Annotated in this window: 24 protein-coding genes; 13 read left to right on the forward strand and 11 right to left on the reverse strand. The window is 62.1% G+C overall.

The features are described 5' to 3' along the window. Positions 1–64 precede the first annotated feature (64 nt). The 3 genes from NTD89_RS10745 (at position 65) to NTD89_RS10755 (ending at position 2,586) form a co-directional block, all read left to right on the forward strand. Positions 65–1,000: a LysR family transcriptional regulator gene (locus NTD89_RS10745; RefSeq protein ID WP_262207527.1), complete on the forward strand. Its 936-nt coding sequence runs from the start codon at positions 65–67 to the stop codon at positions 998–1,000. Positions 1,001–1,277: 277 nt separating this feature from the next. Beyond that, positions 1,278–1,670, forward strand: coding sequence for a MerR family transcriptional regulator (locus NTD89_RS10750; protein WP_106578810.1), 393 nt, complete (start codon positions 1,278–1,280; stop codon positions 1,668–1,670). Between the two features lie 16 nt (positions 1,671–1,686). Beyond that, positions 1,687–2,586 carry a hydroxymethylglutaryl-CoA lyase gene (locus NTD89_RS10755; RefSeq protein WP_242199382.1) on the forward strand — a complete coding sequence of 300 codons (900 nt, stop codon included), beginning with the start codon at positions 1,687–1,689 and terminating at the stop codon, positions 2,584–2,586. Between the two features lie 663 nt (positions 2,587–3,249). On the opposite strand, the gene NTD89_RS10760 is transcribed toward NTD89_RS10755, so the two are convergent. Beyond that, the gene (locus NTD89_RS10760) at positions 3,250–4,887 is read right to left on the reverse strand and encodes an AMP-binding protein (RefSeq protein WP_262207529.1); all 1,638 of its coding nucleotides are present in this window, start codon (positions 4,885–4,887) and stop codon (positions 3,250–3,252) included. A 163-nt stretch (positions 4,888–5,050) separates the two neighbouring features. On the opposite strand from NTD89_RS10760, the gene NTD89_RS10765 reads away from it, so the two are divergent. Genes NTD89_RS10765 through NTD89_RS10780 form a run of 4 tightly spaced genes read left to right on the forward strand, consistent with a single transcriptional unit; the run spans position 5,051 to position 10,576 of the window. Next, positions 5,051–6,214, forward strand: coding sequence for an isovaleryl-CoA dehydrogenase (locus tag NTD89_RS10765; protein WP_242199379.1), 1,164 nt, complete (start codon positions 5,051–5,053; stop codon positions 6,212–6,214). A gap of 10 nt (positions 6,215–6,224) precedes the next feature. Next, entirely contained in the window at positions 6,225–7,832 is a 1,608-nt protein-coding gene (locus NTD89_RS10770) for a carboxyl transferase domain-containing protein (protein WP_262207530.1), read from the forward strand. A 15-nt stretch (positions 7,833–7,847) separates the two neighbouring features. Then, positions 7,848–8,654 carry a gamma-carboxygeranoyl-CoA hydratase gene (locus NTD89_RS10775; RefSeq protein WP_242199373.1) on the forward strand — a complete coding sequence of 269 codons (807 nt, stop codon included), beginning with the start codon at positions 7,848–7,850 and terminating at the stop codon, positions 8,652–8,654. Next, the gene (locus NTD89_RS10780) at positions 8,651–10,576 is read left to right on the forward strand and encodes an acetyl/propionyl/methylcrotonyl-CoA carboxylase subunit alpha (protein ID WP_262207531.1); all 1,926 of its coding nucleotides are present in this window, start codon (positions 8,651–8,653) and stop codon (positions 10,574–10,576) included. Before NTD89_RS10775 ends, NTD89_RS10780 begins: the two co-directional genes overlap by 4 nt. Here NTD89_RS10780 and NTD89_RS10785 read toward each other — a convergent pair. Beyond that, entirely contained in the window at positions 10,573–11,208 is a 636-nt protein-coding gene (locus NTD89_RS10785; RefSeq protein ID WP_262207533.1) for a LexA family protein, read from the reverse strand. The genes NTD89_RS10780 and NTD89_RS10785 overlap by 4 nt on opposite strands. 130 nt (positions 11,209–11,338) lie before the next feature. Here NTD89_RS10785 and NTD89_RS10790 point away from each other — a divergent pair, with 130 nt between their 5' ends. Continuing rightward, a complete protein-coding gene (locus tag NTD89_RS10790; protein WP_262207535.1) occupies positions 11,339–11,689 on the forward strand; it encodes a DUF6124 family protein in 351 nt (116 codons plus the stop codon). Positions 11,690–12,155: 466 nt separating this feature from the next. Beyond that, the gene (locus tag NTD89_RS10795; RefSeq protein ID WP_242199364.1) at positions 12,156–13,307 is read left to right on the forward strand and encodes a M14-type cytosolic carboxypeptidase; all 1,152 of its coding nucleotides are present in this window, start codon (positions 12,156–12,158) and stop codon (positions 13,305–13,307) included. A gap of 18 nt (positions 13,308–13,325) precedes the next feature. Here the strand turns inward: NTD89_RS10795 and NTD89_RS10800 are convergent, their stop codons facing one another. Together NTD89_RS10800 and NTD89_RS10805 are read right to left on the reverse strand one after the other, a co-directional pair. Further along, on the reverse strand, positions 13,326–13,865 hold the full coding sequence (locus NTD89_RS10800) for a cytochrome b (protein ID WP_106578819.1): 540 nt from the start codon (positions 13,863–13,865) through the stop codon (positions 13,326–13,328). Continuing rightward, on the reverse strand, positions 13,862–14,944 hold the full coding sequence (locus NTD89_RS10805) for a catalase family peroxidase (protein WP_242199361.1): 1,083 nt from the start codon (positions 14,942–14,944) through the stop codon (positions 13,862–13,864). The genes NTD89_RS10800 and NTD89_RS10805 overlap by 4 nt, the downstream gene beginning before the upstream one ends. 168 nt (positions 14,945–15,112) lie before the next feature. Here NTD89_RS10805 and NTD89_RS10810 point away from each other — a divergent pair, with 168 nt between their 5' ends. Continuing rightward, complete coding sequence (locus tag NTD89_RS10810; protein ID WP_106578821.1) at positions 15,113–15,619, forward strand: sigma-70 family RNA polymerase sigma factor; 507 nt, start codon at positions 15,113–15,115, stop codon at positions 15,617–15,619. Continuing rightward, positions 15,616–16,353: an anti-sigma factor family protein gene (locus NTD89_RS10815; protein ID WP_262207540.1), complete on the forward strand. Its 738-nt coding sequence runs from the start codon at positions 15,616–15,618 to the stop codon at positions 16,351–16,353. The genes NTD89_RS10810 and NTD89_RS10815 overlap by 4 nt, the downstream gene beginning before the upstream one ends. On the opposite strand, the gene NTD89_RS10820 is transcribed toward NTD89_RS10815, so the two are convergent. From NTD89_RS10820 to NTD89_RS10850, 7 genes are read right to left on the reverse strand one after another with little or no spacing between them, the layout of a single operon-like run. Further along, positions 16,350–17,339 carry a spore coat protein U domain-containing protein gene (locus NTD89_RS10820; protein WP_410017207.1) on the reverse strand — a complete coding sequence of 330 codons (990 nt, stop codon included), beginning with the start codon at positions 17,337–17,339 and terminating at the stop codon, positions 16,350–16,352. The two genes, NTD89_RS10815 and NTD89_RS10820, sit on opposite strands and share 4 nt — an antisense overlap. A 16-nt stretch (positions 17,340–17,355) precedes the next feature. Continuing rightward, a complete protein-coding gene (locus NTD89_RS10825) occupies positions 17,356–19,749 on the reverse strand; it encodes a fimbria/pilus outer membrane usher protein (protein WP_262207542.1) in 2,394 nt (797 codons plus the stop codon). Between the two features lie 41 nt (positions 19,750–19,790). Then, positions 19,791–20,576, reverse strand: a complete 786-nt coding sequence (locus tag NTD89_RS10830) for a molecular chaperone (protein WP_262207544.1) — start codon at positions 20,574–20,576, stop codon at positions 19,791–19,793. A gap of 27 nt (positions 20,577–20,603) precedes the next feature. Next, positions 20,604–21,104: a spore coat U domain-containing protein gene (locus NTD89_RS10835; protein ID WP_370003162.1), complete on the reverse strand. Its 501-nt coding sequence runs from the start codon at positions 21,102–21,104 to the stop codon at positions 20,604–20,606. A 5-nt stretch (positions 21,105–21,109) separates the two neighbouring features. Next, positions 21,110–21,643 (reverse strand): spore coat U domain-containing protein, encoded by a 534-nt coding sequence (locus tag NTD89_RS10840; RefSeq protein WP_262207545.1) that lies wholly within the window; start codon positions 21,641–21,643, stop codon positions 21,110–21,112. Positions 21,644–21,661: 18 nt separating this feature from the next. Beyond that, positions 21,662–22,216: a spore coat U domain-containing protein gene (locus NTD89_RS10845; protein WP_262207546.1), complete on the reverse strand. Its 555-nt coding sequence runs from the start codon at positions 22,214–22,216 to the stop codon at positions 21,662–21,664. Next, the gene (locus NTD89_RS10850) at positions 22,210–22,710 is read right to left on the reverse strand and encodes a spore coat U domain-containing protein (protein ID WP_164487989.1); all 501 of its coding nucleotides are present in this window, start codon (positions 22,708–22,710) and stop codon (positions 22,210–22,212) included. The genes NTD89_RS10845 and NTD89_RS10850 overlap by 7 nt, the downstream gene beginning before the upstream one ends. Before the next feature lie 215 nt (positions 22,711–22,925). Here NTD89_RS10850 and zapE point away from each other — a divergent pair, with 215 nt between their 5' ends. Then, entirely contained in the window at positions 22,926–24,020 is a 1,095-nt protein-coding gene (gene zapE / locus NTD89_RS10855; protein WP_262207548.1) for a cell division protein ZapE, read from the forward strand. 40 nt (positions 24,021–24,060) lie between these two features. After that, positions 24,061–25,365, forward strand: coding sequence for a protein kinase (locus NTD89_RS10860; protein ID WP_262207550.1), 1,305 nt, complete (start codon positions 24,061–24,063; stop codon positions 25,363–25,365). The last annotated feature ends 6 nt before the right edge of the window (positions 25,366–25,371 follow it).

Consider the following 25,371-nt stretch of genomic DNA (forward strand, 5'->3'; position numbering starts at 1 on the left):
ACCGATATATGATCGGCGCCTGAGCACCTGACAAATCGCCACCTAACAATAAGAGCGCAACGAAATGAATCTGAGCAAGGTCGACCTCAACCTCTTTATTGTCTTCGATGCGATCTACACCGAAGCCAACTTGACCCGTGCCGGGCAGATCGTCGGCATCACCCAGCCGGCGGTGTCCAACGCGCTGGCGCGCTTGCGCGAAACCTTCAATGACCCGTTGTTCGTGCGCACGGCCCAGGGCATGGTGCCCACGCCGATGGCGCAGAACATCATCGGCCCGGTGCGCAATGCGTTGTCGTTGCTGCGGGTGTCGGTGCAGGAAAGCCGGATTTTCAACCCGCAGCAGGCGGCCAAAACCTACCGCATCAGCATGACCGACCTCACCGAAGCGGTGATTCTGCCGCTGTTGTTTCAGCGCCTGCGCCGCCTGGCGCCGACGGTGGTGATCGAGAGTTTCCTGTCCAAACGCCGCGAAACCACCAAGGAACTCGCCGCCGGACGCCTGGATTTTGCCGTGGATGCGCCGCTTAACACCGACCCGCAAGTGCGCCACGTCAAGCTGATGGAAGACCGCTACGTGTGCGCCATGCGCAAGGGCCATCCGATGGCGGGCAAGGACAAATTCACGCTGGATGACTACCTGTCGCTGACGCATATCCATATCTCCAGCCGCCGCAACGGCCTGGGCCATGTGGACCTGGCCCTGGGCAAGATGGGCATCCAGCGCAAGATCGCCCTGCGCTCTCAGCATTACCTGATGGCCTCGCAAGTGTTGCAGCAGACCGACATGGTGATGACCGTGCCCGAGCGCTTTGCCCGGCGCCATGAATTGCACTGGTTCAACCTGCCGGTCAACGATGTGCCGCCTGTGGAAACTCACTTGTACTGGCACGAAAGCACCGACCAGGACCCGGCCAACCGCTGGATGCGCGAGCAAATGATTGAGTTGTGCCAACAGGTGACGGCGCATGAGAAAAAGCTCGATGGCAAGCATGCCTGACCTGTGGCAAGCAGACTTTTTGTGGTGATCAGGCCCTGTGTGACAAGCAGGCCCTGTGTGGCGAGCAGGCTTGCCCTGCGTTGGGCTGCGTAGCAGCCCCAAACCCAGGCGCCGCGTTTTCCCTGAAAAATTGAGTCAATGTTTATTGCTGGCGCGTCACACCCAACGCAGGGCAAGCCTGCTCGCCACAACACGCCCGCTCATAAGGTTGGAAAGGCAGCTTGACGTTCACGTCAACCTGACATTAGCTTAGGCCAAGACCTTCTTGAGCGCCCCCATGAGCACGACTTACAGCATCTCCGACCTCGCCCGCGAGCTCGACATCACCACCCGCGCCATTCGCTTCTATGAAGAACAAGGCCTGCTGGCCCCGGAACGCCGGGGCCAGGAGCGCATCTACTCGGCGCGCGACAAGGTCAGCCTCAAACTGATCCTGCGCGGCAAGCGCATCGGTTTCTCCCTGGCCGAGTGCCGCGAGCTGATCGAACTCTACGACCCCAGCAGCGGCAACCACATCCAACTCAACAGCATGCTCGCCAAAATCGCCGAACGCCGTGAGCAGCTTGAGCAACAACTGCTGGATATCGAACAGATGAAGCTGGAACTGGACACCGCCGAAGAGCGCTGCACCCAGGCCCTGGCGCAGACCATGAGCCAGGTTGGCCAATAACGATAAGGTAGCCATCATGCCCCTCCCCTCACACGTACGCCTGGTGGAAGTCGGCCCGCGCGACGGCCTGCAGAACGAAGCCCAGCCCATCAGCGTGGCCGACAAGGTCCAACTGGTGGATGCCCTGACCGGCGCGGGCTTGAGCTATATCGAAGTGGGCAGCTTTGTCTCGCCCAAGTGGGTCCCGCAGATGGCCGGGTCGGCGCAAGTGTTTGCGCAAATACAACGCAAACCCGGCGTGACCTACGGCGCACTCGCACCGAACCTGCGCGGTTTTGAAGATGCCGTGGCCGCGGGCGTAAAGGAAGTCGCCGTGTTTGCGGCCGCGTCCGAGGCGTTTTCCCAACGCAACATCAATTGCTCCATCAGCGAAAGCCTGGAGCGCTTTGCGCCCATCATGGCGGCGGCCAAGCAGCACGGCGTCAGCGTGCGCGGGTATGTGTCGTGTGTGTTGGGTTGCCCTTACGAAGGTGACATCGCGCCGGAACAGGTCGCGGCGGTCGCGCGCGAGTTGTACGCCATGGGCTGCTATGAGGTTTCCCTGGGCGACACCATCGGCACTGGCACGGCGGGCGCTACGCGGCGGCTCTTTGAGGTGGTCGGCGCGCAGGTGCCACGGGACAAGTTGGCCGGGCACTTCCATGACACCTACGGCCAGGCGATTGCGAATATCTACGCCAGTGTGCTGGAAGGGATCACGGTGTTCGACAGCTCCATCGCGGGCCTGGGCGGCTGCCCCTACGCCAAGGGCGCCAGCGGTAATGTGGCGACTGAAGACGTGGTGTATTTGCTCAACGGTCTGGGTATCGACACGGGCATCGACCTGCAGGCGCTAATTCTCGCGGGCCAGCAAATCAGCAGCGTGCTCGGCCGGCCCACCGGGTCGCGGGTGGCCAAGGCGCGTAACGCCAGTTGAGTAGAGCGGCTGTGACAATGTGTTACCGCACCGCTACATATCGAGTAACACGGGAACATATTTTGTCGCATTCGCTGTAGGCGATTTCTTATAAAAAATTCAACCTGCTGATTTTAAAGGATTTTTAAAAGTTGGCACGGCTTCTGCTATCTCTATTGCATAACAAGAATAAAAAGCGCCAAACCTAATAAAAATAAGACGAAACGACTCTGACATAACAAAAACAACACGGCAGAGACGCAGCTAACAGATTTTTTTGGAGAAGATGTGCTTCGCAGGGTACGGCATGCCGAAACCCGCAACCGGTTAGAGAAAAATAAAACTACCTCAGGTAGCTGCCACTGGTTGGATCGGTAACGAAGAAGCAGATCAGCGCTCAAAAAAATACGTTTGCTCTTGACCCCGAATGGGGGTCGCCCAAAACAGCGGTAAAGGGTAACGGTTGCCAAAAACAACAACAGGCCGCCCCTCAATAATAAAAAAGAGCACGCAACGACAAATTAAAGGGGACCTTCGGGTCCCCTTTGTGCTTTCCGGGATTCGACAAACGCTCGTCTGGCATCGATCAAAAAGCGTGTTCGCGAAGGCGGTGTGTCATTGACAGATGAGCTGGCTGACCCTGCGCATTCGCGAGCAAGCCCGCTCCCACATGGGTTTGGGTTGTCAGTTGGACTGGGTTTTCAGCTCCTCAATCGAGATTTCGCGCATGCGAAATTTCTGGATCTTGCCCGTCACCGTCATCGGAAACTCTTCCACGAATTTGAAATGCTTGGGCGTCTTGAAATGCGCGATGCGGCCCTTGCACCAGGTTTGCAGCTCCAGCTCGTTGGCCATATGGCCCGGATGGAACTTGACCCAGGCGACGATCTCTTCACCGTAACGCTCATCCGGAATGCCAATAACTTGCACATCTGCCACCGCCGGGTGGGTGAAGAAAAACTCTTCGAGCTCGCGCGGGTACACGTTTTCGCCACCGCGAATGATCATGTCCTTGTTGCGCCCGGCAATACATACGTAACCGTGTTCATCCATGGTCGCCAGGTCGCCGGTGTGCATCCAGCCCGCGTCATCGATGGCGTCACGGGTGCCGTCGGGGTTGTTCCAGTAGCCGAGCATGACGCTGTAGCCGCGCGTGCACAGCTCGCCGATTTCACCGCGCGCGACGGTATTGCCAGCAGTGTCGATAATCTTGTTTTCCAGCTGCGGCTGGGTACGGCCCACGGTAGTGACGCGTCGCTCCAGGTCATCGTTGGCACCGGTTTGCAGTGACACCGGGCTGGTTTCGGTCATGCCGTAGGCAATCTGCACTTCACCCATGTGCAGCTCGCTGATGACGCGGCGCATCACCTCGATAGGGCATGTGGCCCCGGCCATGATCCCGGTGCGCAAGCTTGTCAGCTCGAATTCGCCGCGGCGAGGATGATCGAGGATGGCGATGAACATGGTCGGCACGCCGTAGAGGCCGGTGGCGCGCTCTTCGGCGACGGCGCTGAGGGTCAGCAGCGGATCAAAGCCGTCATTCGGGTAGATCATCGTGGTGCCGTGAGTGATGCAGCCAAGGTTGCCCATGACCATGCCAAAGCAGTGATACAACGGCACCGGGATCACCAGCCGGTCCTGCGCCGTGAGGCCCAGGCTTTCGCCAACCATGTAGCCGTTATTGAGAATGTTGTGATGACTGAGGGTGGCGCCCTTGGGAAACCCGGTGGTGCCGGAGGTGTACTGAATGTTCACGGCCTGGTCGAAGTGCAGGCTGGCCTGGCGCCTGTGCAGCTGTTCGGGCGGGACGCCAGCCCCCAGGGCCGCCAGCTGCGACCAGGGCAGAAACCCCTGCGGTGGGTTGGGATCGAGGCTGATCATGGCGCCCAGGTTGGGGCTCAGTGCCTGCAGCATGGCGTGGTAATCAGAGGTTTTGAATGACCCGGCGCACACCAGCCATTGGCAACCGGACTGCTTGAGCACGTACTCCAGCTCACTGCTGCGGTAGGCCGGGTTGATGTTGACCAGAATCACACCAAGCTTGGCACTGGCAATCTGGGTGATGCACCACTCTGCACAATTGGGCGCCCAGATGCCCAGGCGGTCACCGGCTTGCATGCCCAGGGCCAGAAACGCACGGGCGTGCAAATCAACCGTGTGGGCCAGTTGCCGCCAGGTGTAGCGGCGTTGCTGATGGCGCACCACCAACGCTTCACCCTCGGGATAGCGCGAGACCGTGTTATCGAAGGCCTGGCCAATGGTCATGGCCAGCAAGGTCTTGTCCTGAGAGCCACGGCTGTAGCTCTGATTCGGTTGATCCATAACGACCCCTTTTGTCTTTTTTGTAAGGTGGACGGCGGCTGCTTGACGTAAACGTAAACTACGATTGACAGCGTCGCAACGCAAGCTTACGTTAACGTAAAGGTGAGCGCCCTCCCCGGCGCTCAACCACACAACAACAAAGCTCACATTAAGGTGCCTGTCCATGAGTTACCCGTCCCTGAACTTCGCCCTCGGCGAAACCATCGACATGCTGCGCGACCAGGTGCAGTCCTTCGTGGCCAAGGAAATCGCGCCCCGCGCGGCTCAAATCGACAGTGACAACCTGTTCCCCGCCGATATGTGGCGCAAGTTCGGTGACATGGGCCTGCTCGGCATTACGGTGCCGGAAGAGTACGGCGGCGCCGGCCTGGGCTACCTCGCCCACGTGGTGGCCATTGAAGAAATCAGCCGAGGTTCGGCGTCAGTCGGCTTGTCCTATGGCGCTCACTCAAACCTGTGCGTCAACCAGATCAACCGCAACGGCAGCCACGAACAGAAGCTCAAATACCTGCCGAAGCTGATCAGCGGCGAGCATATCGGCGCCCTCGCCATGAGCGAACCGAATGCCGGCTCCGACGTGGTCTCGATGAAACTGCGCGCCGAAAAACGCGGCGACCACTATGTGCTCAACGGCAGCAAGACCTGGATCACCAACGGCCCTGATGCCAACACCTTCGTGATCTACGCCAAGACCGACGTGGAAAAAGGCCCTCACGGCATCACCGCGTTTATCGTCGAGCGCGACTGGAAAGGCTTCAGCCGCAGCAACAAGTTCGACAAGCTCGGCATGCGCGGCTCCAACACTTGCGAGCTGTTTTTCGATGACGTGCAAGTGCCCGAAGAAAACATCCTCGGCGCACTCAATGGCGGCGTGAAAGTGCTGATGAGCGGCCTGGACTACGAACGCGTGGTGCTGGCGGGCGGCCCGATCGGCATCATGCAAGCGTGCATGGACCTGATCGTGCCGTACATCCACGACCGCAAGCAGTTTGGCCAGAGCATCGGCGAATTCCAGCTGATCCAAGGCAAGGTCGCCGACATGTACACCCAGCTCAATGCCAGCCGCGCCTACCTCTACGCGGTGGCGCAGGCATGCGAGCGCGGTGAGACCACGCGCAAGGACGCCGCCGGGGTAATCCTGTTCAGCTCCGAGCGCGCCACACACATGGCCCTGGACGCCATTCAGATTCTGGGCGGTAACGGTTACATCAACGAATTCCCCGCCGGGCGCCTGCTGCGTGACGCCAAGCTGTACGAAATAGGCGCCGGCACCAGTGAGATTCGCCGGATGCTGATCGGCCGCGAACTCTTCAACGAAACCCGCTGAAGGAGCGCCCATGGCCACCTTGCACACCCGACTCAACCCGCGCTCGGCAGAATTTGCCGACAACAGCGCAGCCATGCGCCTACAGGTCGACGCCCTGCACAGCCTGCTCGCCCACGTGCAGCAAGGCGGTGGCGCCAAGGCTCAAGAGCGGCACACGTCGCGCGGCAAACTGCTGCCCCGTGAGCGGATCAATCGTTTGCTCGACCCGGGCTCGCCGTTCCTTGAACTGAGCCAACTGGCGGCCCATCAGGTGTACGGCGAAGACGTGCCGGCGGCCGGGGTGATTGCCGGGATCGGCCGCGTGGAAGGCGTCGAATGCATGATTGTCGCCAACGACGCCACGGTAAAAGGCGGCTCCTACTACCCGCTCACGGTAAAAAAACACCTGCGCGCGCAGACCATCGCCGAGCAGAACCGCCTGCCGTGCATCTACCTCGTGGACTCCGGTGGCGCCAACCTGCCGCGTCAGGATGAGGTCTTCCCGGATCGCGAGCACTTCGGGCGGATCTTCTTCAACCAAGCGAATATGAGCGCCCAGGGCATCCCGCAGATTGCGGTGGTGATGGGCTCGTGCACGGCGGGCGGTGCCTACGTGCCGGCCATGGCCGACGAAGCGATCATGGTGCGTCAGCAGGCGACCATCTTCCTCGCCGGCCCGCCGCTGGTGAAAGCGGCGACCGGCGAGGTGGTCAGCGCCGAAGACTTGGGCGGCGCCGACGTGCACTGCAAGATCTCCGGTGTGGCCGACCACTATGCCGACAGCGATGAACACGCGCTGGCCCTGGCGCGGCGCAGCGTGGCCAACCTCAACTGGCGCAAACAGGGGCAGTTGCAGCAACGCCAGCCGGTGGCGCCGCTGTACAGCAGCGAAGAGCTTTACGGCGTGATCCCGGCCGATGCCAAGCAGCCGTTTGATGTGCGCGAAGTGATCGCGCGGCTGGTCGACGGCTCGGTGTTCGATGAGTTCAAGGCACTGTTTGGCACCACGCTGGTGTGTGGTTTTGCGCACTTGCACGGCTACCCGATGGCGATTTTGGCCAATAACGGGATTCTGTTCGCCGAAGCCGCGCAAAAAGGCGCGCACTTTATCGAACTCGCCTGTCAGCGCGGGATTCCGCTGCTGTTTTTGCAGAACATTACTGGCTTCATGGTCGGCCAGAAGTACGAAGCCGGCGGCATCGCCAAGCACGGCGCCAAGCTGGTGACCGCGGTGGCCTGTGCCAAGGTGCCCAAATTCACGGTGATCATCGGCGGCAGCTTTGGTGCCGGTAACTACGGCATGTGCGGCCGGGCTTACGACCCGCGCTTTTTGTGGATGTGGCCCAATGCACGCATCGGCGTGATGGGTGCCGAACAGGCGGCCGGCGTGCTGGTGCAGGTCAAGCGTGAACAAGCCGAACGCGCTGGCGCAAGCTTCAGCGCCGAAGAGGAAGCCGCGATCAAGCAGCCGATCCTCGACCAGTATGAAACCCAGGGCCACCCGTATTACTCCAGCGCGCGCTTGTGGGATGACGGCGTCATCGACCCGCTGCAGACCCGCGACGTGCTGGCCCTGGCCTTGTCCGCTTCGCTGAACGCCCCCATCGAGCCGAGCCGCTTCGGCGTGTTCCGCATGTAAATGGAGCTGTACCCCATGAGCGATTTCAACACCCTCGAACTGATCACCGACCGCCGTGGTTTTGCCACGCTGTGGCTCAGCCGCGAAGCCAAGAACAACGCGTTCAACGCCGAAATGATCCGCGAACTGATCATCGCACTCGACCAGGTGCAGGGCGATTCGTCGTTGCGCTTTCTAGTGCTGCGTGGGCGCGGCAAGCACTTCAGTGCCGGTGCCGACCTGGCGTGGATGCAGCAATCGGCCGAGCTGGACTACCACACCAACCTGGACGACGCCCGCGAGCTGGCGGAGTTGATGTACAACCTGGCCAAGCTGAAAATCCCGACCCTGGCTGTTGTGCAGGGCGCGGCCTATGGCGGCGCGCTGGGCTTGATCAGTTGCTGCGACATGGCCATCGGCGCCGATGACGCGCAGTTCTGCCTGTCGGAGGCGCGCATCGGCCTGGCTCCGGCGGTGATCAGCCCGTTCGTGGTGCAGGCCATCGGCGAACGTGCGGCGCGGCGTTATGCCCTGACCGCTGAGCGTTTTGGCGGCCAGCGGGCACGCGACATTGGCCTGCTGGCAGAAAGTTACCCCGCCGGTGAGCTGGATCAGCACGTCGAACACTGGATCGCCAACCTGCTGCTCAACAGCCCTGCGGCGATGCGCGCCAGCAAGGACTTGTTGCGCGAAGTGGGCAACGGCGCCCTCACCCCGGCGTTGCGCCGCTATTGCGAAAACGCCATCGCACGGATTCGCGTCAGCGCCGAGGGCCAGGAAGGCTTGCGCGCCTTCCTGCAAAAACGTCCGCCCAGCTGGCAAGCACAGGAGCCGCGTTCATGAGCCCACTGACGACTGTGCTGGTGGCCAACCGCGGCGAAATTGCCTGCCGAGTGATGCGCACCGCCAAGGCCATGGGCCTGACCACCGTGGCGGTACACAGCGCCATCGACCGTGACGCGCGCCACAGCCGCGAGGCGGACATCCGTGTCGACCTGGGTGGCAGCAAGGCCACCGACAGCTACTTGCAAATCGACAAGCTGATTGCCGCCGCCCAAGCCAGCGGCGCCCAGGCGATCCATCCCGGGTATGGGTTTCTATCGGAAAACGCCGGTTTTGCTCGCGCGATTGAAGCCGCCGGGTTGATCTTCCTCGGCCCGCCCGCCTCGGCCATTGATGCAATGGGCAGCAAATCGGCCGCCAAGGCGCTGATGGAAAAAGCCGGCGTGCCGCTGGTGCCGGGTTACCACGGCGAAGCTCAGGACCTGGACACCTTCCGCGCGGCCTGCGAGCGCATCGGCTACCCGGTGCTGCTCAAGGCCACCGCGGGCGGTGGCGGCAAGGGCATGAAGGTGGTCGAGGACGTCAGCCAACTGGCCGAGGCCCTGGCTTCCGCCCAGCGTGAGGCACTGTCGTCGTTTGGCAACGGGCAGATGCTGGTGGAGAAATACCTGATCAAGCCGCGTCATGTGGAAATCCAGGTCTTTGCCGACCAGCACGGCCACTGTTTGTACCTCAATGAGCGCGACTGCTCGATTCAGCGTCGCCATCAAAAGGTCGTGGAAGAAGCGCCGGCGCCGGGCCTGAGCGTTGCACAGCGCAAAGCCATGGGCGAAGCCGCCGTGCGCGCGGCCCAGGCCATCGGCTATGTGGGCGCGGGCACGGTGGAGTTTTTACTCGACGCGCGTGGCGAGTTTTTCTTCATGGAAATGAACACACGGCTGCAGGTGGAACATCCGGTGACCGAGGCGATCACCGGCCTCGACCTGGTGGCCTGGCAGATCCGTGTCGCCCAGGGCGAGCCACTGCCGATCACCCAGGACCAGGTGCCCTTGATCGGGCACGCGATTGAAGTGCGCTTGTATGCCGAAGACCCGGCCAATGATTTTCTGCCGGCCACCGGGCACCTCGCGCTGTACCGCGAATCCGCACCCGGCCCGGGCCGTCGCGTGGACAGCGGGGTACAACAAGGCGACAGCGTTTCGCCGTTCTACGACCCGATGCTGGGCAAGCTGATTGCCTGGGGCGAAGACCGTGAACAGGCGCGGCTGCGCTTGTTGAGCATGCTCAATGAGTTCGCGGTGGGTGGGCTCAAGACCAACCTGGGCTTTTTGCGGCGCATCATCGGCCATCCGGCGTTTGCGGCGGCTGAATTGGATACCGGGTTTATTCCGCGCTATCAGGCTGAGTTGTTGCCGGTGCCGGGCGAGTTCAGCGACGAGTTCTGGCAGGCCGCAGGCTCAGCGCTTATGCAGAGTCTGCCGGCAGGTGATGGGCCGTGGGCGGACACGCGGGGGTTTCGCGCGGGGCTGCCTGCCGAGGTTTCGCTGCATTTGAGCAGCGGCGCGCAGGATCGTCGAGTGACGTTGGGTGGAGGCGCTGCGCAGTTACGTGGCGAGCAGTTGTGGCTCGAGCACAACCGCGTGCGCCGTGCCCATCTGGCGGTGCGCGGCGAAGGGTGCGTGTACCTGCGCTGGGACGGCGAGATGCATGCAGTGAGCCTGTTCGACCCGATTGCAGCGGTCGAGGCCAGCCAATCTCATCAGGGTGGGCTCACGGCGCCGATGAACGGCAGCATCGTGCGGGTGTTGGTGGACGTCGGCCAGGCCGTCGAAGCCGGTACACAATTGGTGGTACTGGAGGCGATGAAGATGGAGCACAGCATTCGCGCGCCGCACGCTGGCGTGGTCAAGGCGCTGTTTTGCCAGGAAGGTGAAATGGTTGCCGAAGGCAGTGCCCTGGTGGCGCTTGAAACAGCGGACTAAAACTTCGCCGTGGCCTGCACGACAACGCCGAGGATTCGGCAGTCGTCGGTGAACAGCTGCTTGGGGTAGGTGGGATTGAGCGGCACCAGGTAACGCTGGCCGCTTTCTTCCATTAACTGGCGAAAGGTTGCCTGGGGGCTGTCGGCCCATTGGGCGACCACCAGTTTGCCGGGTTCGGCGTCAATGGCCGGGTCCACCAGAATCAACATGCCAGCGCCAATGCTCAAACCACTGGGGGCAGTCATCGCGTCTCCCGTCACGGGCAGCCAGTAGGCTTCGCCCCGGGCGTGGTAATCGGTCAGTTCAAAACGTGCGGCGCCGTAGGCCGGGCGCTCTTCACGTATTTCGCAGACGCCCTTCCAGTCGCTGACCGGGTAGCGAAAATACGGGTTGTAGTGTTTTTCCAGGGGCGGGGCCTGATCGGCTTTCTGCCGAATTTCCAGCGCAACCTCCAGATACTCCAACCCTAACTCGGCGAGCACCCGGTTCATGTCCGCCAGGCTTGGCACGCGGCGCTTGTTGAGCCAATGGCCCACGCCGCCCTGGGACATGCCCAGGCGTTCAGCCAGTTCATCCTGTGTGACCTTGCGGTCTTTCATGTTGGCTTTGACCAACGCTATCCAGTTATCCATGGGCCGTGACAATACGTTGTGCAGATGCCACGACAATAAACAGTTTGTAGTAATCCATCAAATGACATAAATACGATTCGTATTAGTATCAGGCGCAGGTTTTCGACATTCACTCAGAGTAGCCACCCTCATGACGATCCGCCCGTATCATCTGCCCGGCACCGCTGAAACCGAACAACTGTCGGGGCTGCGCACCAGCGGCGCGGCCCAGCGCGCATTGGATCATTACTTGAAAGAAGATGTGTCGGCACCGCTCCCGGACGAGAGCTTCTTCGACATCAAGCCCAACGTCAGCCACGAGGATGCCCTGGTGCATGCTTCGGAGCTGTTGCGCAGCGCGGCAGCGGCGGCCTACGAACTGGCGAGCAGCCGGCAGGGCAACCAGCGGGACCTGGCGTTTTCAGTGGTGTATTTGATTGATATGGCGAAGGTGATGGTGGAGCGGACGTTGCAGTCGCCAGCGGCTCAGGCAAACGCATAACAGACACGAAGCAAAAATATTTCTATCCCACGGATAAAAACATTTGACTTGCAAATGATAATGATTATTATTGGGCTCAGCTGATCGCGAGATCAGTCGATAAACCAAGGGACCTTAGGTCGGACTCTTGGAATATCTCCTCATCAGGCTAATCACGGTTTTTGACCCGGCTCTTTGGCCGGGTCTTTTTTTTGCCAGTTTCCCTGGCATGGCTTCAGGCTAATGAAGACTGTGTGTTGCTTGATGGCGCGCATGGTAGCAAAAGACCATCTTCAAAAGAAAGCCGAACGAGCGCTCCAGGCCCGATCTTTCCGAAATAGCGCTTGAGAATCAATCTCATAGATTCTAAGCTGCTGCTGCGTCAGGGATGATGCCCCCCTCCCCCGTGCAAAAATATTGCATCAAGATTTTGCCTGACTCCTGTGTAAGATATCCGCCACAACACTCATATTCAGGCAATCAGACTATGACCGTGGCCTTGACCTCCATCAAGATCAGCACCGACTTCGACAGTGGCAACATCCAGGTTCTGGATGCGAGTGATGCCTATCAGTTATTGCTGGCGATCAAACCCGACACCCGCAGCGCACACTTCCAGTGGTTCCACTTCAAGGCCGAAGGCATGCACGTGGGCCACACCCACACCTTTCGCCTGAGTAACGCAAGTCAGTCCTCTTACAAAAATGCCTGGAGCGGCTACAACGCCGTGGCGTCCTACGACCATATCAACTGGTTTCGCGTCCCCACGCGCTTTGATGGCGAAACATTGCACATCAGCCTGGAAACCCGCGAAAAACAGGCCTGGATCGCCTACTTCGAACCCTACAGCCGCGAGCGTCACGACGCCTTGATCGAGCAGGCCTTGAACCGCGCCGGTACCCAGTTACTCGCCACCGGCAAAAGTGCCGAAGGCCGTGATATCCAACTGCTGCGCCGCGGCAAGGGTGGCGAGGGCCAGCGCAAGGTCTGGATCATCGCCCAGCAACACCCCGGCGAGCACATGGCCGAATGGTTCATGGAAGGCATCATCGAACGCCTGCAACAGGACGGTGACGCCGAGCTGAAAAAACTGTTGTCCGTCGCCGACCTGTACCTGATCCCCAACATGAACCCCGACGGCGCCTTTCACGGCCACTTGCGCACCAATGCCATGGGCCAGGACCTCAATCGTGCCTGGCAGAGCGCCAGCCAGGAAATCAGCCCTGAAGTGCTGTTCGCCCAGCAGCAGATGGAAAAATACGGCGTCGACCTGTTTCTCGATATCCACGGCGACGAAGAAATCCCCTACGTGTTTACCGCCGGCTGCGAAGGCAACCCAGGCTACACGCCTCGCCTCGAAGCGCTGGAAAAACACTTTCGCAGCCACTTGAGCGCATTGACTCGCGACTTCCAGACCACCCACGGTTACACCCGCGACCTGCCGGGCGAGGCCAACATGACGCTGGCCTGCAATGCCGTCGGAGAGAAATTCGACTGTCTGTCGCTGACCCTGGAGATGCCCTTCAAGGACAACGACGATGCGCCCAACCCGAAAACCGGTTGGTCAGGTGAGCGCTCCAAACAGCTGGGCAAGGACGTATTGAGCACGGTTGCCGATATCGTCACGGCACTGCGCTAAGCCGCCCCGCCCCCGGCATCAGTCCTTGGTGCCGGTCATGCTTTGCAGCACGCCGTCACGGCGAATCAAGCCGTGAAACAGCGCCGCCGCCAAGTGCAACAGCACCGTCAGAAACAGCAGATACGCCAGATACCCATGGGCCTTGCGCAACACCGCAAACAACGGCGCATTCGCACCCACCAGCGCCGGCAACTGCACTGAACTGCTGAGCATCACCGGGTCACCGGCCGCCGAAATCATCGCCCAGCCCAGCAGCGGCAACACCAGCATCAACGCGTACAACAGCACATGAGAGGCCTTGGCTGCCAACCTTTGCCACAGCGGCAAATCATCCGGCAGCGGCGGTTGCCGAGTGGAAAAACGCACCACCAGCCGCACGATCACCAGTGCCAGAATCGCAATCCCCAGCGGCTTATGCAGGTGAATCAGCCACTCATGGCGCTCCGACACCGACGCCGCCATGCCCGCACCGATAAACAACATAGCGATGACCATCAGCGCCATCAGCCAATGCAGCACACGCGCCAGCGGCGCGAAATAGCGTGGTTGAACATTCATGGCTTCGACTCCTGAGGGGCGCTGTGCAGCGGGCTAACTTCACCGGCACGACGCACGTACGAGCTGGCGTAGGCTGCCGAACGCGCCGCCAGCAGCGGGTCGTCGGAGGCCTGGATACCACTGGGCAAAATCAGCGGATCAAAGTTGATATCACGGCAATCGCCGTCCGCTTGCGGCTGGCTGCTCTGCAGTACCAGGGTGCCGGCGTTGAGCACCTTGTGTTCGCCGGTCCAGGTTTTGCTCGCATCGTCCAGCGGGTCGCCGGGGTTGGCCAGGGTCATGTTCAACTGCCAGCGCAGCGGGCCGGATGCCAGACGCTGCACCAGGTCTTTTTCAAGAAAGTCACTGCCTGAAGGCGCGGTATCGCCCGCTGCATCCTGGCTCTGCGGCACGACGCCCCAACGCACTGCCTGGCGCTTGCCGTCAGCGCTGACCAGATAAAACGCATTGATGCCGTTGTAGGTTTCTGTCGCATAGCTGGCCGACGGCTTGGCCGTCTTGACCCATGCCAGGAACGGCGCGGTCTCCGGGTGCGCGGCAAAAAACGCCGGCATGCCCGCCGGGTTCGGCTTGCCGGTGGCCGGGTCTGGCGCGCCCGCCTTGAGCATCTGGTAAAAGGCTTCAGGCGTGCCCACCGGGAACACCGGCATGCTGTTCATCCCCGTGCGCCATTGCTGGCCGTTGGCTTGGCTGAACTGCAAGGCAAAGCTGCGGATCGGCACACTGCTGTCCGGCGCGTAAGGGTTGCCGCTGGGCAAGGCAAATCGACCAATCACCGGCGTTTTCGCTTCGCTGAACACTTGGGCACTGGAATACGCCCGCGCCTCGGGGCTGCTCTCGAAGTAACCCGCCACGCACACGCCCTTGGCATGGTTGCGGCGAAAGCCAGGGTGCAGGCCGTTATTGGTTTCCAGGGCATTAACCAGGGTTTTGGGGCGCAGGCGCTGTGGGTCGAGGGTGCCGTTGACGTAGGCAAACGCCCCGGCAACAACGGCAACCACGGCACCGATACCGGCGAGCCGTGCGATCAGGCTCGCGGTACTCAACGCAGGACGGGGCGGTGATGAGTGATCTACCATGAAGTGACTCCAGGGCCAGAGGCCTAAGCGGTGAAACATAAGGTCGGAGCATTAAGACGAACGCCGATCCGCTCTATTCCCAGGCCCTGTGTTTATTTTTCAGGCTTGGGAATAACCTTCAACGTCAGACGTCTCTCTAGTCCCAGCGTAGCGACCAGCCAGATTCCCATGCACGAACTCGACGAACAGTTACGTGAACTGATCCCCAGGATGCGGCGCTTTGCCGTGTCCCTGACCCGTAACACCAGCAGCGCCGACGACCTGGTGCAATCGACCCTGGAACGCGCAATCACCCGTTGGGCCGATAAACGCATCGAAGGCGACCTGCGCGCGTGGCTGTTCTCGATTCTTTACCGGCAATTCCTCGACGCCCACCGCCGCAGCCGGCGTTACGCGCGCATGCTCGACTTCTTTACCGGCCGTGACGACGCGCAACCTTCGGTGGAGCGCACGGTGATGGCCCAATCGGCCTTGCAGGCTTTCGACCAACTCAACACCGAACAGCGCGCCCTGTTGCTCTGGGTGTCGGTCGAAGGGTTAAGCTACAAGGAGGTTGCCGTCATCCTCGAGGTGCCCGTCGGCACCGTCATGTCGCGCTTGTCCCGGGCGCGCCAGGCCCTGCGCCAACTCAGCGATGGTGAAATTGCCAGCCCTTCCCTGCGGATACTCAAATGATCAGCCTGCCCCCCAGCGAACGCGATTTGCATGCCTACGTCGATCACCAACTGCTGGAGAGCGATCGCCGCGTGCTTGAAACCTACTTGGCGGCCCACCCCGACGTCGCCGCCCAGGTGCATGCCTGGCAACAGGATGCGCAAGCACTGCGCGCGTCATTGAGCGGGGCCTTGCAACAACCGGCCAACCCCGAGCTGGACCCGGCGCTGATTCGCCAACGCATCAAACACCAATCGCGCCGCCACTTCGCCACGGCTGCCGTGCTGTTGATCGCCGTCAGCCTGGGCGGTGTTGGCGGCTGGCACGCCCGCGAAGCGACCCAGCCTGCCCTGTTGCCGATGGCCGACGCCATGCAGGCGTTCCGCCTGTTTGCCCAGGACGGCATCATGCCCGCCGACTACAAAGCCCAGGACGGCGGCTCGATGCAGGCCTGGCTGGATCGCTACTTCAACCAGGCGCACCGCCTGCCGGACTTGAGCCAGGCAGGTTTCAAACCGGTCAGCGGGCGCTTGCTCACCACTGAGCAGGGCGCTGCCGCCATGGTGCTGTACGAAGACCCGCAAGGCCGGCGCATCAGCTTCTACATCCGCCCGCCCGGCCCGGAAAACGGCTTCCTGCCCCGCGGCAGCCGCAGCGCCGATGGCTTGCAGGCCGAGTACTGGTCCGGCAGCGGCTACAACTACGCGATGGTCAGCCCGGTGGACCAGCCAACCACGCAGATGATGAAGTTCTAAAAGCCCACGTCCAGCACCACGTTGTCCAGATAGATGCCGCTCGGCGGCGTGGTCTGGTCGGTATAGACCTTGGCGTTGTAGTTGAACACCTGGCTGCCCGTGCCCAGGCCGTTGCCAGGGTTGACCTCGGCCGTTGAACTGGCCCGACGTGCCGTGCCCACGCTGCCCCAGCGGGTCGTGCTGGCACTCTTGAAGATGTCGTAAGCAAGGAAGTTACCGGCGGACACCATTTGCCGGCGGCCACCCACACTCACCGGGTTCTGCCCGTCACCGAGGCCCACGGTGTAGGCGCTGCCCTTGGTGCAGGCCACGCTGGCCTGCCCGTTGAAGGTGGAAAATGCACTGACCACCGGCGCGCTGCCAAAGGCGATGGCGGGCGTAGTGATCTGGCAGTCATTGACCACGGTCATGCTCACATTCAGCGTGGTGGTGCCGTTGTTGATCTCGCGGCCCGCGCAAATCCCACCAATGCCAATGCCCGAACAGTAGTTCCAGTTCCAGGCGATATTCAGGGTTTCGCTGTACACACCTGCCGCCACGTTACTGCCGATGGTGGTGGCGAAATACAGCGGCACAACTTTGGTGCCCGGCCCGAACACCAGGCCAAGGGAGGCGGCAATGCCGCCGCTGCCGCCAAAATCGAACGCGGTGCCGCGCGTCATTGGGAACGCGGTGGTGTTGTTGGCGTAGATCGTATAGCTGATGACGTCCCCGGTCGGCCCAACCAGGCCGCCTTGCGCGGAACCGGTGACGGTCGCATAGAAATGGTCACTCGAGGTCAAGACTGACAGCAGCGCTGACGTGCAGCTCAAGCCAGCGTTGGTGGTCGAACTCGGCTGGGAGGTGGTGCGCACGGTCATTGAACTCACCGTGGTGCCGAAACTGGCCGGCACGGTGGCGCCCACCGTGCACACCGCCTGCACCTGCACCGACACACCCAGGCTTGCCAACAGCAGTAACCGCAACAGCCAATCCTTGACCCGCACACGCACACTCCTTATGTCATTGGCACACCAGTGGCCCAATCAGCGGTACCTGCTCCTGCGTGGTATCCAGTTCGAACGTCGCCTGGCAGGTCTGGCCATCGCCGACGGTGACCTGCAAGGTGTTGTGCGCCGCCAGGTTTTCCAGGTAGACCAGGCCGTCCCACCCCACCACCGCCAGCGCGCCGCTTTGCTCGTGCCGCACCTGGCTGCCCAGGGGCAATTCCTGATGCTGGGCGTCGACCAGGGTGATGCTCGCCGCGAGCACCTGGCGCACCGGAAACTCCAGCAAGTAACCACTGCCCCGGCGCACGGCCACGCGTTGCTCCACGTTGGGCACTTGCATGTTGGCCGGCAGGTTCAGCGGGTCGATCTCGTATTTGGCCCGGTAGTAGGCGCTGGTCCACGGCACCAGCAAGTGCCCGTTGCGGTCGGTCTCACCCACCACTTGGTTCTCGTAGCGCACCGGTACGCCGCCGACGCCATCGGTGCTCACCACCACAAACGCATCGTCGACACGGTTGGCGGCGAACACGTGGTGGTCCATCCACACCAGCGAGCCACTGGCATCCGCCCAACGGGTTTGCGCGTCGCGGTTGCCATACACGCCGGCCTGCAATTGCACCGACTGCAGGCGCCAGGTCAGGTCGGCCTGTCGATAAGCCGGCCCGTCACCGCTGGCGTAACCCAGGTTAAAGCCCACGCCGCCCTCGGCCGGCACTGCCCGGCTGTAGTTGACGCGCTGCTGGCTTTCTCCGGTTTTGCTGCGTTCGCTGCCCACGCTGAGGCTGCCGTAGATGTCGAAGGGCACCACCACTTGGGCCTGCACTGCCCAGCTGCTATCACCGACTTCGTGGTTGGCCGACAGGTAAAAACTGCTGTTGCGCCACAGCGCTTTGCTCCAGGTCATGTTCACCAGGCGGGTACGAGAATCATCCGCCGCCTGCACATCGAAATAGCCCACGCCCAGGCTGCCAAAATCGTTTAGGTTCAGGCTCAAGGTCGCTTGCTGGCTGCGCTTGCTGAGGCTGGCATAGGGCGTGTCGACCAGGCTCAGGTCGGCGTATTCATCGCGGCGCTCTACCCGTTGATAAGACACGCTGTAACGCTGATTGCTGTATTGGTAGCCCAGGCTCAGTTGCTGGCCTGTGCGCCCGTCGAACTGGCTTTGGCTGACGGCGGTATTGAGCACGCCGAAGTTGCCCATGCGCAGGTTGCCGCCGACACCGCCCAGGGCCAGGTCACCCGCGGCTTCGGCGTGGCTTTCCAGGGTAAACGCATCCGACAGCCCGTACCGAAAGGTACCGCTCGCCACGCCGGCGCCGTAGCCAAAATCGCGCACGGTGTAGTCGCGGCGCAGGTTCCCCGCCGCCACCGAAAAGTCCGACAAGCCCTTTTGCAACAGCGTACTCGTGACGTAGAACGGCACCGTGGTCGAGACCTGCCGGCCCAGGGCGTCGGTGGTCACCACCACCGCCTCACCCGCGCCGTTGATGAACGGCACGTTGGTCAGGGTGTACGGCCCAGGCTGCAGGTCGGCGCTGCTGGTTTTGTAGCCGTTGATAAACAGGTCCACCGACGACGGCACGGCGGCCTCACCGGCAAACTGTGGCAGCGGGTAGGTGACCAAATCCGGACGCACGCCAAAATCGCGCGACACCTGTACCCCGCCAAGACGCACCGAGGTGCTCCACGGCAAGGCGCCACTGATCACGTCGCCGGCCTCATAGGTCAGCAGGCGCTCGTCGTCGGAAAACCGCCACGTGGTGTCATAACGCCGATAGCCGTTGTACAGGCTGCTGCCGGCTGTCTCCCGGCCAAGGGTGGTGCGGTACTGGCCGGTGTTGGACAAGGTGCCCCAGGTGTCGAACAACCTGACTTCGTTGAAGATGCCGAGGTAGGTGCCGGCGTCATCGGTGTCGTTGAGGTAGGCATCATAGTTGAGCAGCGCGCCAAAGCTGGTCAGCGCCTGGGTGCGCGGGTAATTGTCGCGACTGCCGATAAATTGCTCCGGCAACCAGGCCGGCGGCACGCTGAGCATCAGGCGCTGGCCCTGGCTGTCGTAATCGGTGTGCATGCCTGGCAGGTTTTCCAGCGCAACCTCGGCGGGCACCTCACCCGGCAGCTTCATACCGATGTCCTGCAACACCGACGCCGGCAAAAACAACTGCCCGGCACGCTGATTGACGGCGACCACGCGCCCGGTATCCCTCTGGTTGACCACCAGTTCCAGAAACAACTGCGCATCGGCAACAGCCTCCATACTGCTGGGAGGGGGCGGCAATGGCGCGGCCACACTCGGCGCCGCAAGCACCAGGCCAGACAGGCCACTCACCACCCACACCGATCGCCATAAACCTCTCGCCCGTTCATGGCTCACCAAGGCTTTGCGTCCATCAATGGACATCTCCATCCGTTAACACCAAGGGCTGCTCCATGCCCTACCGCACTGATTTATCGCCCGGGTGCAAGGTTCTCCAATTGCGTCGCACCATTGACTCGCACCTGCAGCGGCTGATCAGCCGGCAGCCCCTCCGGCACCGGCCAGCGCATGGTTGCGCCCGGCAGCACATAGCCCATCAGGCCTTCCACCAGCGGTCGCGGCTGGCCGCCCTGTTTGAACGTGGCGTCGGTCAAGCGCGCGTGCACGGCGCCCTGGTTGCGCATTTCGACGTAGTTGCGCCCGCCCACCGTGACCTTTTTCCAGCTCAGGTCCGGCTTGCCGGCGCTTTTGGGGTCGCGCTCGCGTGTGCCATCAACCTTGCTCCAAAGGCCCGGGCCATAGGCGAACAGCGGCACCGAATAGCGCATCTGGAAGCGAATCGCGGCGGCCGTCTTGCCATCAGCCGGGGCCGCAGGCGGCGTGGCCGGGGGGATTTCATCGATGATGATCCGGTAGGCCAGTTCCCGGCCCGGCGGCACCTCTTTGGTCCGGGTCAGGCGCACCAGCTGTTTCTGCCCCGGCTCGATTTTCGCCACCGGCGGGCTGCCGATCACGTCGCGCTGGTTCTGGTACTGCTCGTCAAAACCGCTCTGGGTCCAGGCAAACACGCGGATTTGCAGGTTGGCGGTCTCCGTGCCGCGATTTTCCAGCCACAGGGCGCTGGCCTGTTGGTCGGCCTCCAGCACCGGGTCAATCGGCCAGATCAGCACGGAGCTTGCCGCCTGCGCCTGCCCTGCCGTCAACGCCAACAACGCGCTCAAACCTGCTGCCCAAAAGTGCCGGGAAGCTGCATACATAAGTCTTACTCCTCATTGCCAATCGCCTTACCACGACAGCTGCACCTGCAACGTGTCGCTGTACGTCCCCCCAGGCGTATTACCCGGTAACTGCACTCGCCCATAAATCGGCAAGGTGATGCTGGCTGCGTTGCTGTAGGCCACGCTCACGCTTTGGCTGATGCCCAGGCTCTGGCTGAACGCCGCGTCCCGAAACAGTTGATAAGCCACTTGGGCAGTGCCGCTATTGAGCTGCATCCGCCGACCGCTGTTGTTGTGCAAACCGCCATCGACACTCATGCTCAGCGCGACGCCCGGTGTACATTGCAGGGTCACGCCCGCCGTGAGTGCGACAGACGCGGTGCTGGTCGCCAGGGCCGAATAAGTGCCGAAGGCCAGGCTGCCGTAGTTCGTGCCGCCACCCACCACCAGGCATCCAGGGGTGATGGTCGCGCTGACCTGGAACGACTGACTGGTCACCGCCAGCAGCGATACCGGCATGCCCCAGCCGATGCACACCACACACGCCGCCCACCCTGCCCGGCTCATGGCGCTTAGAACGTCAGCGTCACGTTGACCGTGTCGGTGTAAGTCCCGGCCGGCAGCCCGGCCTTGCCGTTGGCCTTACCGTAAATATTCACGGCCTGGGCCACGCCCGTGCTGGGTGCCAGGTTGATCACCCCACCGATGGCGAGCAAATTGGAGTGGCCACTGTCGGTGAACAAGTCATACGGCACGTAATTGGCCACACCGTCGTACAGCGCGCGCCCACCGCCCACGGACTTGCCGTCGTTGGCGCCGGCAGACACGGTCAGCGTCGGTGAAGTGCCCGCCGAACACAGAATCGACAACGCGCCACCGCCGCCGCCCAGCACCTGGCCGTCGGCTTCAGTGAACAGGCTGTTGGCCGTACCGAAGTTCAAGTTACCGAAGCTCATCCCGCCGGTGGCCGCCGCGCCATTGACCTGGCAACTGCTGGTCAGCACCAGCGTTGCGGTGACGGTGCCGGCGACCGTGGCCGCCTGCGTACTTGACACCCACACCAGTGCCATCAATGGAAAAACTGCTTTCGATACAAGTGCATGCATGATGTTCATCCTCATGATTTACCAATCCAGAGTCACCGTCAGGGTGTCTGTGTAGATGCCGGCCGGTAGGGCCCTGGTATTCGCCACCACCGAGCCAAATACCGGGATCGGTACTTGCGTGCCCTTGGTCACGACGAAATTGCGTTGTTGGCCAACGCTGTAAGTGCTGTGGCCCAGCGGATCAGCCGACAGCCGATACGGAATGGTCTGACGCCCGTTGCTCAAGCGTCGCGTGGTGCCATCGCCGTGCGCGCCGCCGTCGATAGTCACGGTGAAACTGCTGACCACCGACGGGTTGCAGGACACCGACAGCGGCGCCTTGTCGCCATCGGAAACGGCTGCGCCCAGTGGGTTGATCCAGGTCGGGCCCTGGCTGCCAAAATCGAGCATTGCCGTGCCGCCCACAGGGCTCACGGGCGCGCTCACGGGCGAGCTTGCGGCGCCCTTGCTCACCTCACAACTGGCGGTTATCACCAGCCGCGCATGAATCTGCCCGGCCACGGCCGCCTGGGCGTCCTCCGCCAGCAGCAACAGGCCGCCCATGGCCACGAGGGCCCAGCCCCGGCTTACCATGTGACCGTGACCTTGAGCAGGTCGGTGTAGCGGCCGACGGCGGGGATGTCCTTGAGCGGTTCGATGCGGCCATATAAGGGCAAGTCGACGCTGCCCGAGTCCGGCACGCGGCCACTGAGCGGTTCATTCACGGGCAAGGCAATACGTCGCGCGGCGTCGGCGTAAAGGCGATAGGGAATAGGTTTGCTCGAGGGGGTCGCGGCGCTGAGGTAGCGCACTTCGCCGACGCCGCCATGCAGGCCGCCGTCAACGCGCATTTGATAGGGTGTGTCCGGGTTGCATTCCAAGCGCGGCTGGCGCTGGCTGATCAAGGCCGCACTCAACGGGCCGGCCGGGTCATCCAGACGCGGGCCGCTGCCAAAGTCCAACACGCCCAGCTGCTCGATACCCGCATCGCGGGTGATGCCCACCAGCTGGCAGCCCCGTTGCACGTCGATGCGCACTTCTACCTGAAGTTGCGCAGCGTAAACCGTGTTACAGAGTATGGCGCCCATCACTGCCAATACTGCTCGTCCCTTCACAGCCCCAATTCCTTATACAGGGGTAACAACTGTGTATGAGGTTAGCCATTTAAGGAGAAACCGCCAGTTTGCCCAGGATTACCCCCACGCCATGCTTTTTCGAGATAGCTGGCGGCGCGCTTCTCTATTGGTCAAATCGCCTCGGGCGCCCTAAAGTGAGCGACCACCGCACGACAGAGTGACTTGCATTGGCTGTGCTTCCCCTGATTCAGCGTTTGCTGGGCAAAAAAACCGCCGTCCTGGCCCCCTCGCCTATCCCGGTGTTCTTTGAGAACAAAGCCAGGCAACAGGGCTATACCCTGAGCGCAGGCCAAAACCGGGCGATTGCCGCCCTCGCCCGCGAGACCCAGCACCTGCTCGCCAACCGTGCAACGCGCAGCCTGTACCTGCACGGCCCGGTGGGGCGCGGCAAGAGCTGGCTGCTCGATGGGTTCTTCCAGGCGCTGCCGATTGCCGACAAGCAGCGCGTGCACTTCCATGCGTTTTTTGCCCGCCTGCATCGGGGCATGTTTGCGCACCGTGAGCACGACGACGCCCTGGGCGTGACCCTCGATGAGCTGCTGGCGGGATGCCGGGTGCTGTGTTTCGACGAATTCCATGTTCACGATATCGGCGATGCCATGCTTATCAGCCGGTTGTTCAAAGCCTTGTTCGAACGCGGCGTGCTGGTGCTGGTGACCTCAAACTATGCACCCGAGGGGCTGCTGCCCAACCCGTTGTACCACGAACGCTTCAAACCGGTGATCGACCTGATTGCCGCGCGGATGGACGTGCTGGAGGTCAGCTCACCCCAGGATTTTCGCAGCTTGCCCCAAGCGCATGCCGAGCAGCACTTCAGCGCCGGCCAGTATGTTTGGCCGGGCACGCCCGCCCAGCGTGAAATGCTCGGGCTGCCCACCACCGATTGCCCCGCGCAACGCCTGACGGTCGGCAACCGCCAGCTGATATGTCGCCACCATCAGGCGCCAACCCTCGCGTTCACCTTCAACGACCTGTGCGAACAACTCACCGCCGTGATGGATTACTTGCTGCTCTGCGAGGACTTCGACCACTGGATCGTCGACGGGCTGCCCCAGTTGGCAGACTGCCCGATTGCCGTGCAACAGCGGTTCATCAACTTGGTGGACGTGCTGTACGACCAGGACAAACGCCTGACGCTGATCGGCCAACACCCCTTGGCGCATGCCCTTGAAGGGCAGGCCATCGACCTCGCTCGCACCGCGAGCCGCCTGAACCAATTGCAAACCGTCTGCCCGCAACCGGCGCCTCACCCGGTATCATGAGCGCCTTTTTACGCCCTCTTGCCGAGTGACTGCGCCGTTCATGAATACCCTCGCCCAACTCAAGACCGGCCAACTGGCTGGCATCACGCGCCTGGACCTGTCCTGCGGGCTGACCGAATTCCCGCGGGAAATCTTCGAACTGGCCGACTCCCTGGAAATCCTCAACCTCACGGGCAACGCCCTGAGCAGCCTGCCCGAAGACCTGCATCGCTTGTCGCACCTGCGCGTGCTGTTCTGCTCGGACAACGCCTTCACCGAGCTGCCGACGTGCCTGGGCCAGTGCGCACAGCTGAGCATGATCGGCTTCAAGGCCAACCGGATCAGCCACGTGCCCGCCGCCGCCCTGCCGCCGCAGTTGCGCTGGCTGATCCTCACCGATAACTGCATCAGCCAATTGCCCAGCGAATTGGGCGAGCGGCCGTTGCTGCAGAAACTGATGCTGGCCGGCAACCAACTGGCGCACCTGCCGCAAAGCCTGGCCAACTGCCACAACCTGGAATTGATCCGCATCGCCGCCAACCGCCTGACGCAATTGCCGCAGTGGCTGCTGACGCTGCCGAGCCTGACCTGGCTGGCCTATGCCGGTAACCCGGTGGAAATGGCCGTGGCTGTGGCGGGCGATGACGCGACACCGAACATCCCCTGGTCGGAACTCGAACTGGGCGAAGTACTGGGCGAAGGCGCCTCGGGGATCATTCGCAAGGCGGCGTGGCGACCGCGGGGGTTGTCTGTCGCAGTCAAACTGTACAAAGGCACGATCACCAGCGACGGCTCTCCGCTGCACGAAATGCAGGCCTGCATCGCCGCCGGGCTGCACCCCAACCTGATCAAGGTGGAAGGCCGCGTGGTGGGCCATCCCGATGACCAGGCCGCGCTGGTGATGGACCTGATCGACCCGAGCTATCGCAACCTTGCCGCGCTGCCGAGCCTGGCGTCCTGCACGCGCGATATCTACGCGCCCGACACGCGCTTCAGTCCCGAAGTGGCCTTGCGCATGGCGCGCGGCATAGCGTCGGTGGCGGCCCATTTGCACCGCCACGGCATTACCCATGGCGACCTGTACGGCCACAACATTCTGTGGAATGCCGAAGGTGATTGCTTGCTCGGGGATTTTGGCGCGGCGTCGTTCCATGCCACGGCGGACACCGTGGAAACCCAGGCGTTGCAGCGTATTGAAGTGCGGGCGTTTGGGGTACTGCTGGGGGAGTTGCTGGAGCGCGTTGACACGCCGTTCAACGACCAGGCGTTGGTCGCGCTGCAAAAACGCTGCTGCCAGCCTGATGTGTTGGCGCGGCCGAGCTTTGAAGAGATCGAGACCTTGCTGCAGTCTCTGCCACGCCACTGATCAAAT

The sequence above is a fragment of the Pseudomonas sp. 14P_5.3_Bac1 genome, from assembly GCF_025466135.1.
GTDB lineage: Bacteria > Pseudomonadota > Gammaproteobacteria > Pseudomonadales > Pseudomonadaceae > Aquipseudomonas.

Bases quoted from the DNA above. Each gene is read 5' to 3' on its own strand.
- NTD89_RS10840 (WP_262207545.1), bottom strand. From the start codon at position 21,643: ATGCATGCACTTGTATCGAAAGCAGTTTTTCCATTGATGGCACTGGTG.
- NTD89_RS10780 (WP_262207531.1), top strand. From the start codon at position 8,651: ATGAGCCCACTGACGACTGTGCTGGTGGCCAACCGCGGCGAAATTGCC.
- NTD89_RS10770 (WP_262207530.1), top strand. From the start codon at position 6,225: ATGGCCACCTTGCACACCCGACTCAACCCGCGCTCGGCAGAATTTGCC.
- NTD89_RS10750 (WP_106578810.1), top strand. From the start codon at position 1,278: ATGAGCACGACTTACAGCATCTCCGACCTCGCCCGCGAGCTCGACATC.
- NTD89_RS10760 (WP_262207529.1), bottom strand. From the start codon at position 4,887: ATGGATCAACCGAATCAGAGCTACAGCCGTGGCTCTCAGGACAAGACC.
- NTD89_RS10860 (WP_262207550.1), top strand. From the start codon at position 24,061: ATGAATACCCTCGCCCAACTCAAGACCGGCCAACTGGCTGGCATCACG.
- NTD89_RS10795 (WP_242199364.1), top strand. From the start codon at position 12,156: ATGACCGTGGCCTTGACCTCCATCAAGATCAGCACCGACTTCGACAGT.
- NTD89_RS10835 (WP_370003162.1), bottom strand. From the start codon at position 21,104: ATGAGCCGGGCAGGGTGGGCGGCGTGTGTGGTGTGCATCGGCTGGGGC.
- NTD89_RS10745 (WP_262207527.1), top strand. From the start codon at position 65: ATGAATCTGAGCAAGGTCGACCTCAACCTCTTTATTGTCTTCGATGCG.
- NTD89_RS10790 (WP_262207535.1), top strand. From the start codon at position 11,339: ATGACGATCCGCCCGTATCATCTGCCCGGCACCGCTGAAACCGAACAA.
- NTD89_RS10830 (WP_262207544.1), bottom strand. From the start codon at position 20,576: ATGTATGCAGCTTCCCGGCACTTTTGGGCAGCAGGTTTGAGCGCGTTG.
- NTD89_RS10785 (WP_262207533.1), bottom strand. From the start codon at position 11,208: ATGGATAACTGGATAGCGTTGGTCAAAGCCAACATGAAAGACCGCAAG.
- NTD89_RS10810 (WP_106578821.1), top strand. From the start codon at position 15,113: ATGCACGAACTCGACGAACAGTTACGTGAACTGATCCCCAGGATGCGG.
- NTD89_RS10825 (WP_262207542.1), bottom strand. From the start codon at position 19,749: ATGGAGATGTCCATTGATGGACGCAAAGCCTTGGTGAGCCATGAACGG.
- NTD89_RS10850 (WP_164487989.1), bottom strand. From the start codon at position 22,710: ATGGGCGCCATACTCTGTAACACGGTTTACGCTGCGCAACTTCAGGTA.
- NTD89_RS10845 (WP_262207546.1), bottom strand. From the start codon at position 22,216: ATGGTAAGCCGGGGCTGGGCCCTCGTGGCCATGGGCGGCCTGTTGCTG.
- NTD89_RS10800 (WP_106578819.1), bottom strand. From the start codon at position 13,865: ATGAATGTTCAACCACGCTATTTCGCGCCGCTGGCGCGTGTGCTGCAT.
- NTD89_RS10805 (WP_242199361.1), bottom strand. From the start codon at position 14,944: ATGGTAGATCACTCATCACCGCCCCGTCCTGCGTTGAGTACCGCGAGC.
- NTD89_RS10775 (WP_242199373.1), top strand. From the start codon at position 7,848: ATGAGCGATTTCAACACCCTCGAACTGATCACCGACCGCCGTGGTTTT.
- NTD89_RS10815 (WP_262207540.1), top strand. From the start codon at position 15,616: ATGATCAGCCTGCCCCCCAGCGAACGCGATTTGCATGCCTACGTCGAT.
- NTD89_RS10765 (WP_242199379.1), top strand. From the start codon at position 5,051: ATGAGTTACCCGTCCCTGAACTTCGCCCTCGGCGAAACCATCGACATG.
- NTD89_RS10755 (WP_242199382.1), top strand. From the start codon at position 1,687: ATGCCCCTCCCCTCACACGTACGCCTGGTGGAAGTCGGCCCGCGCGAC.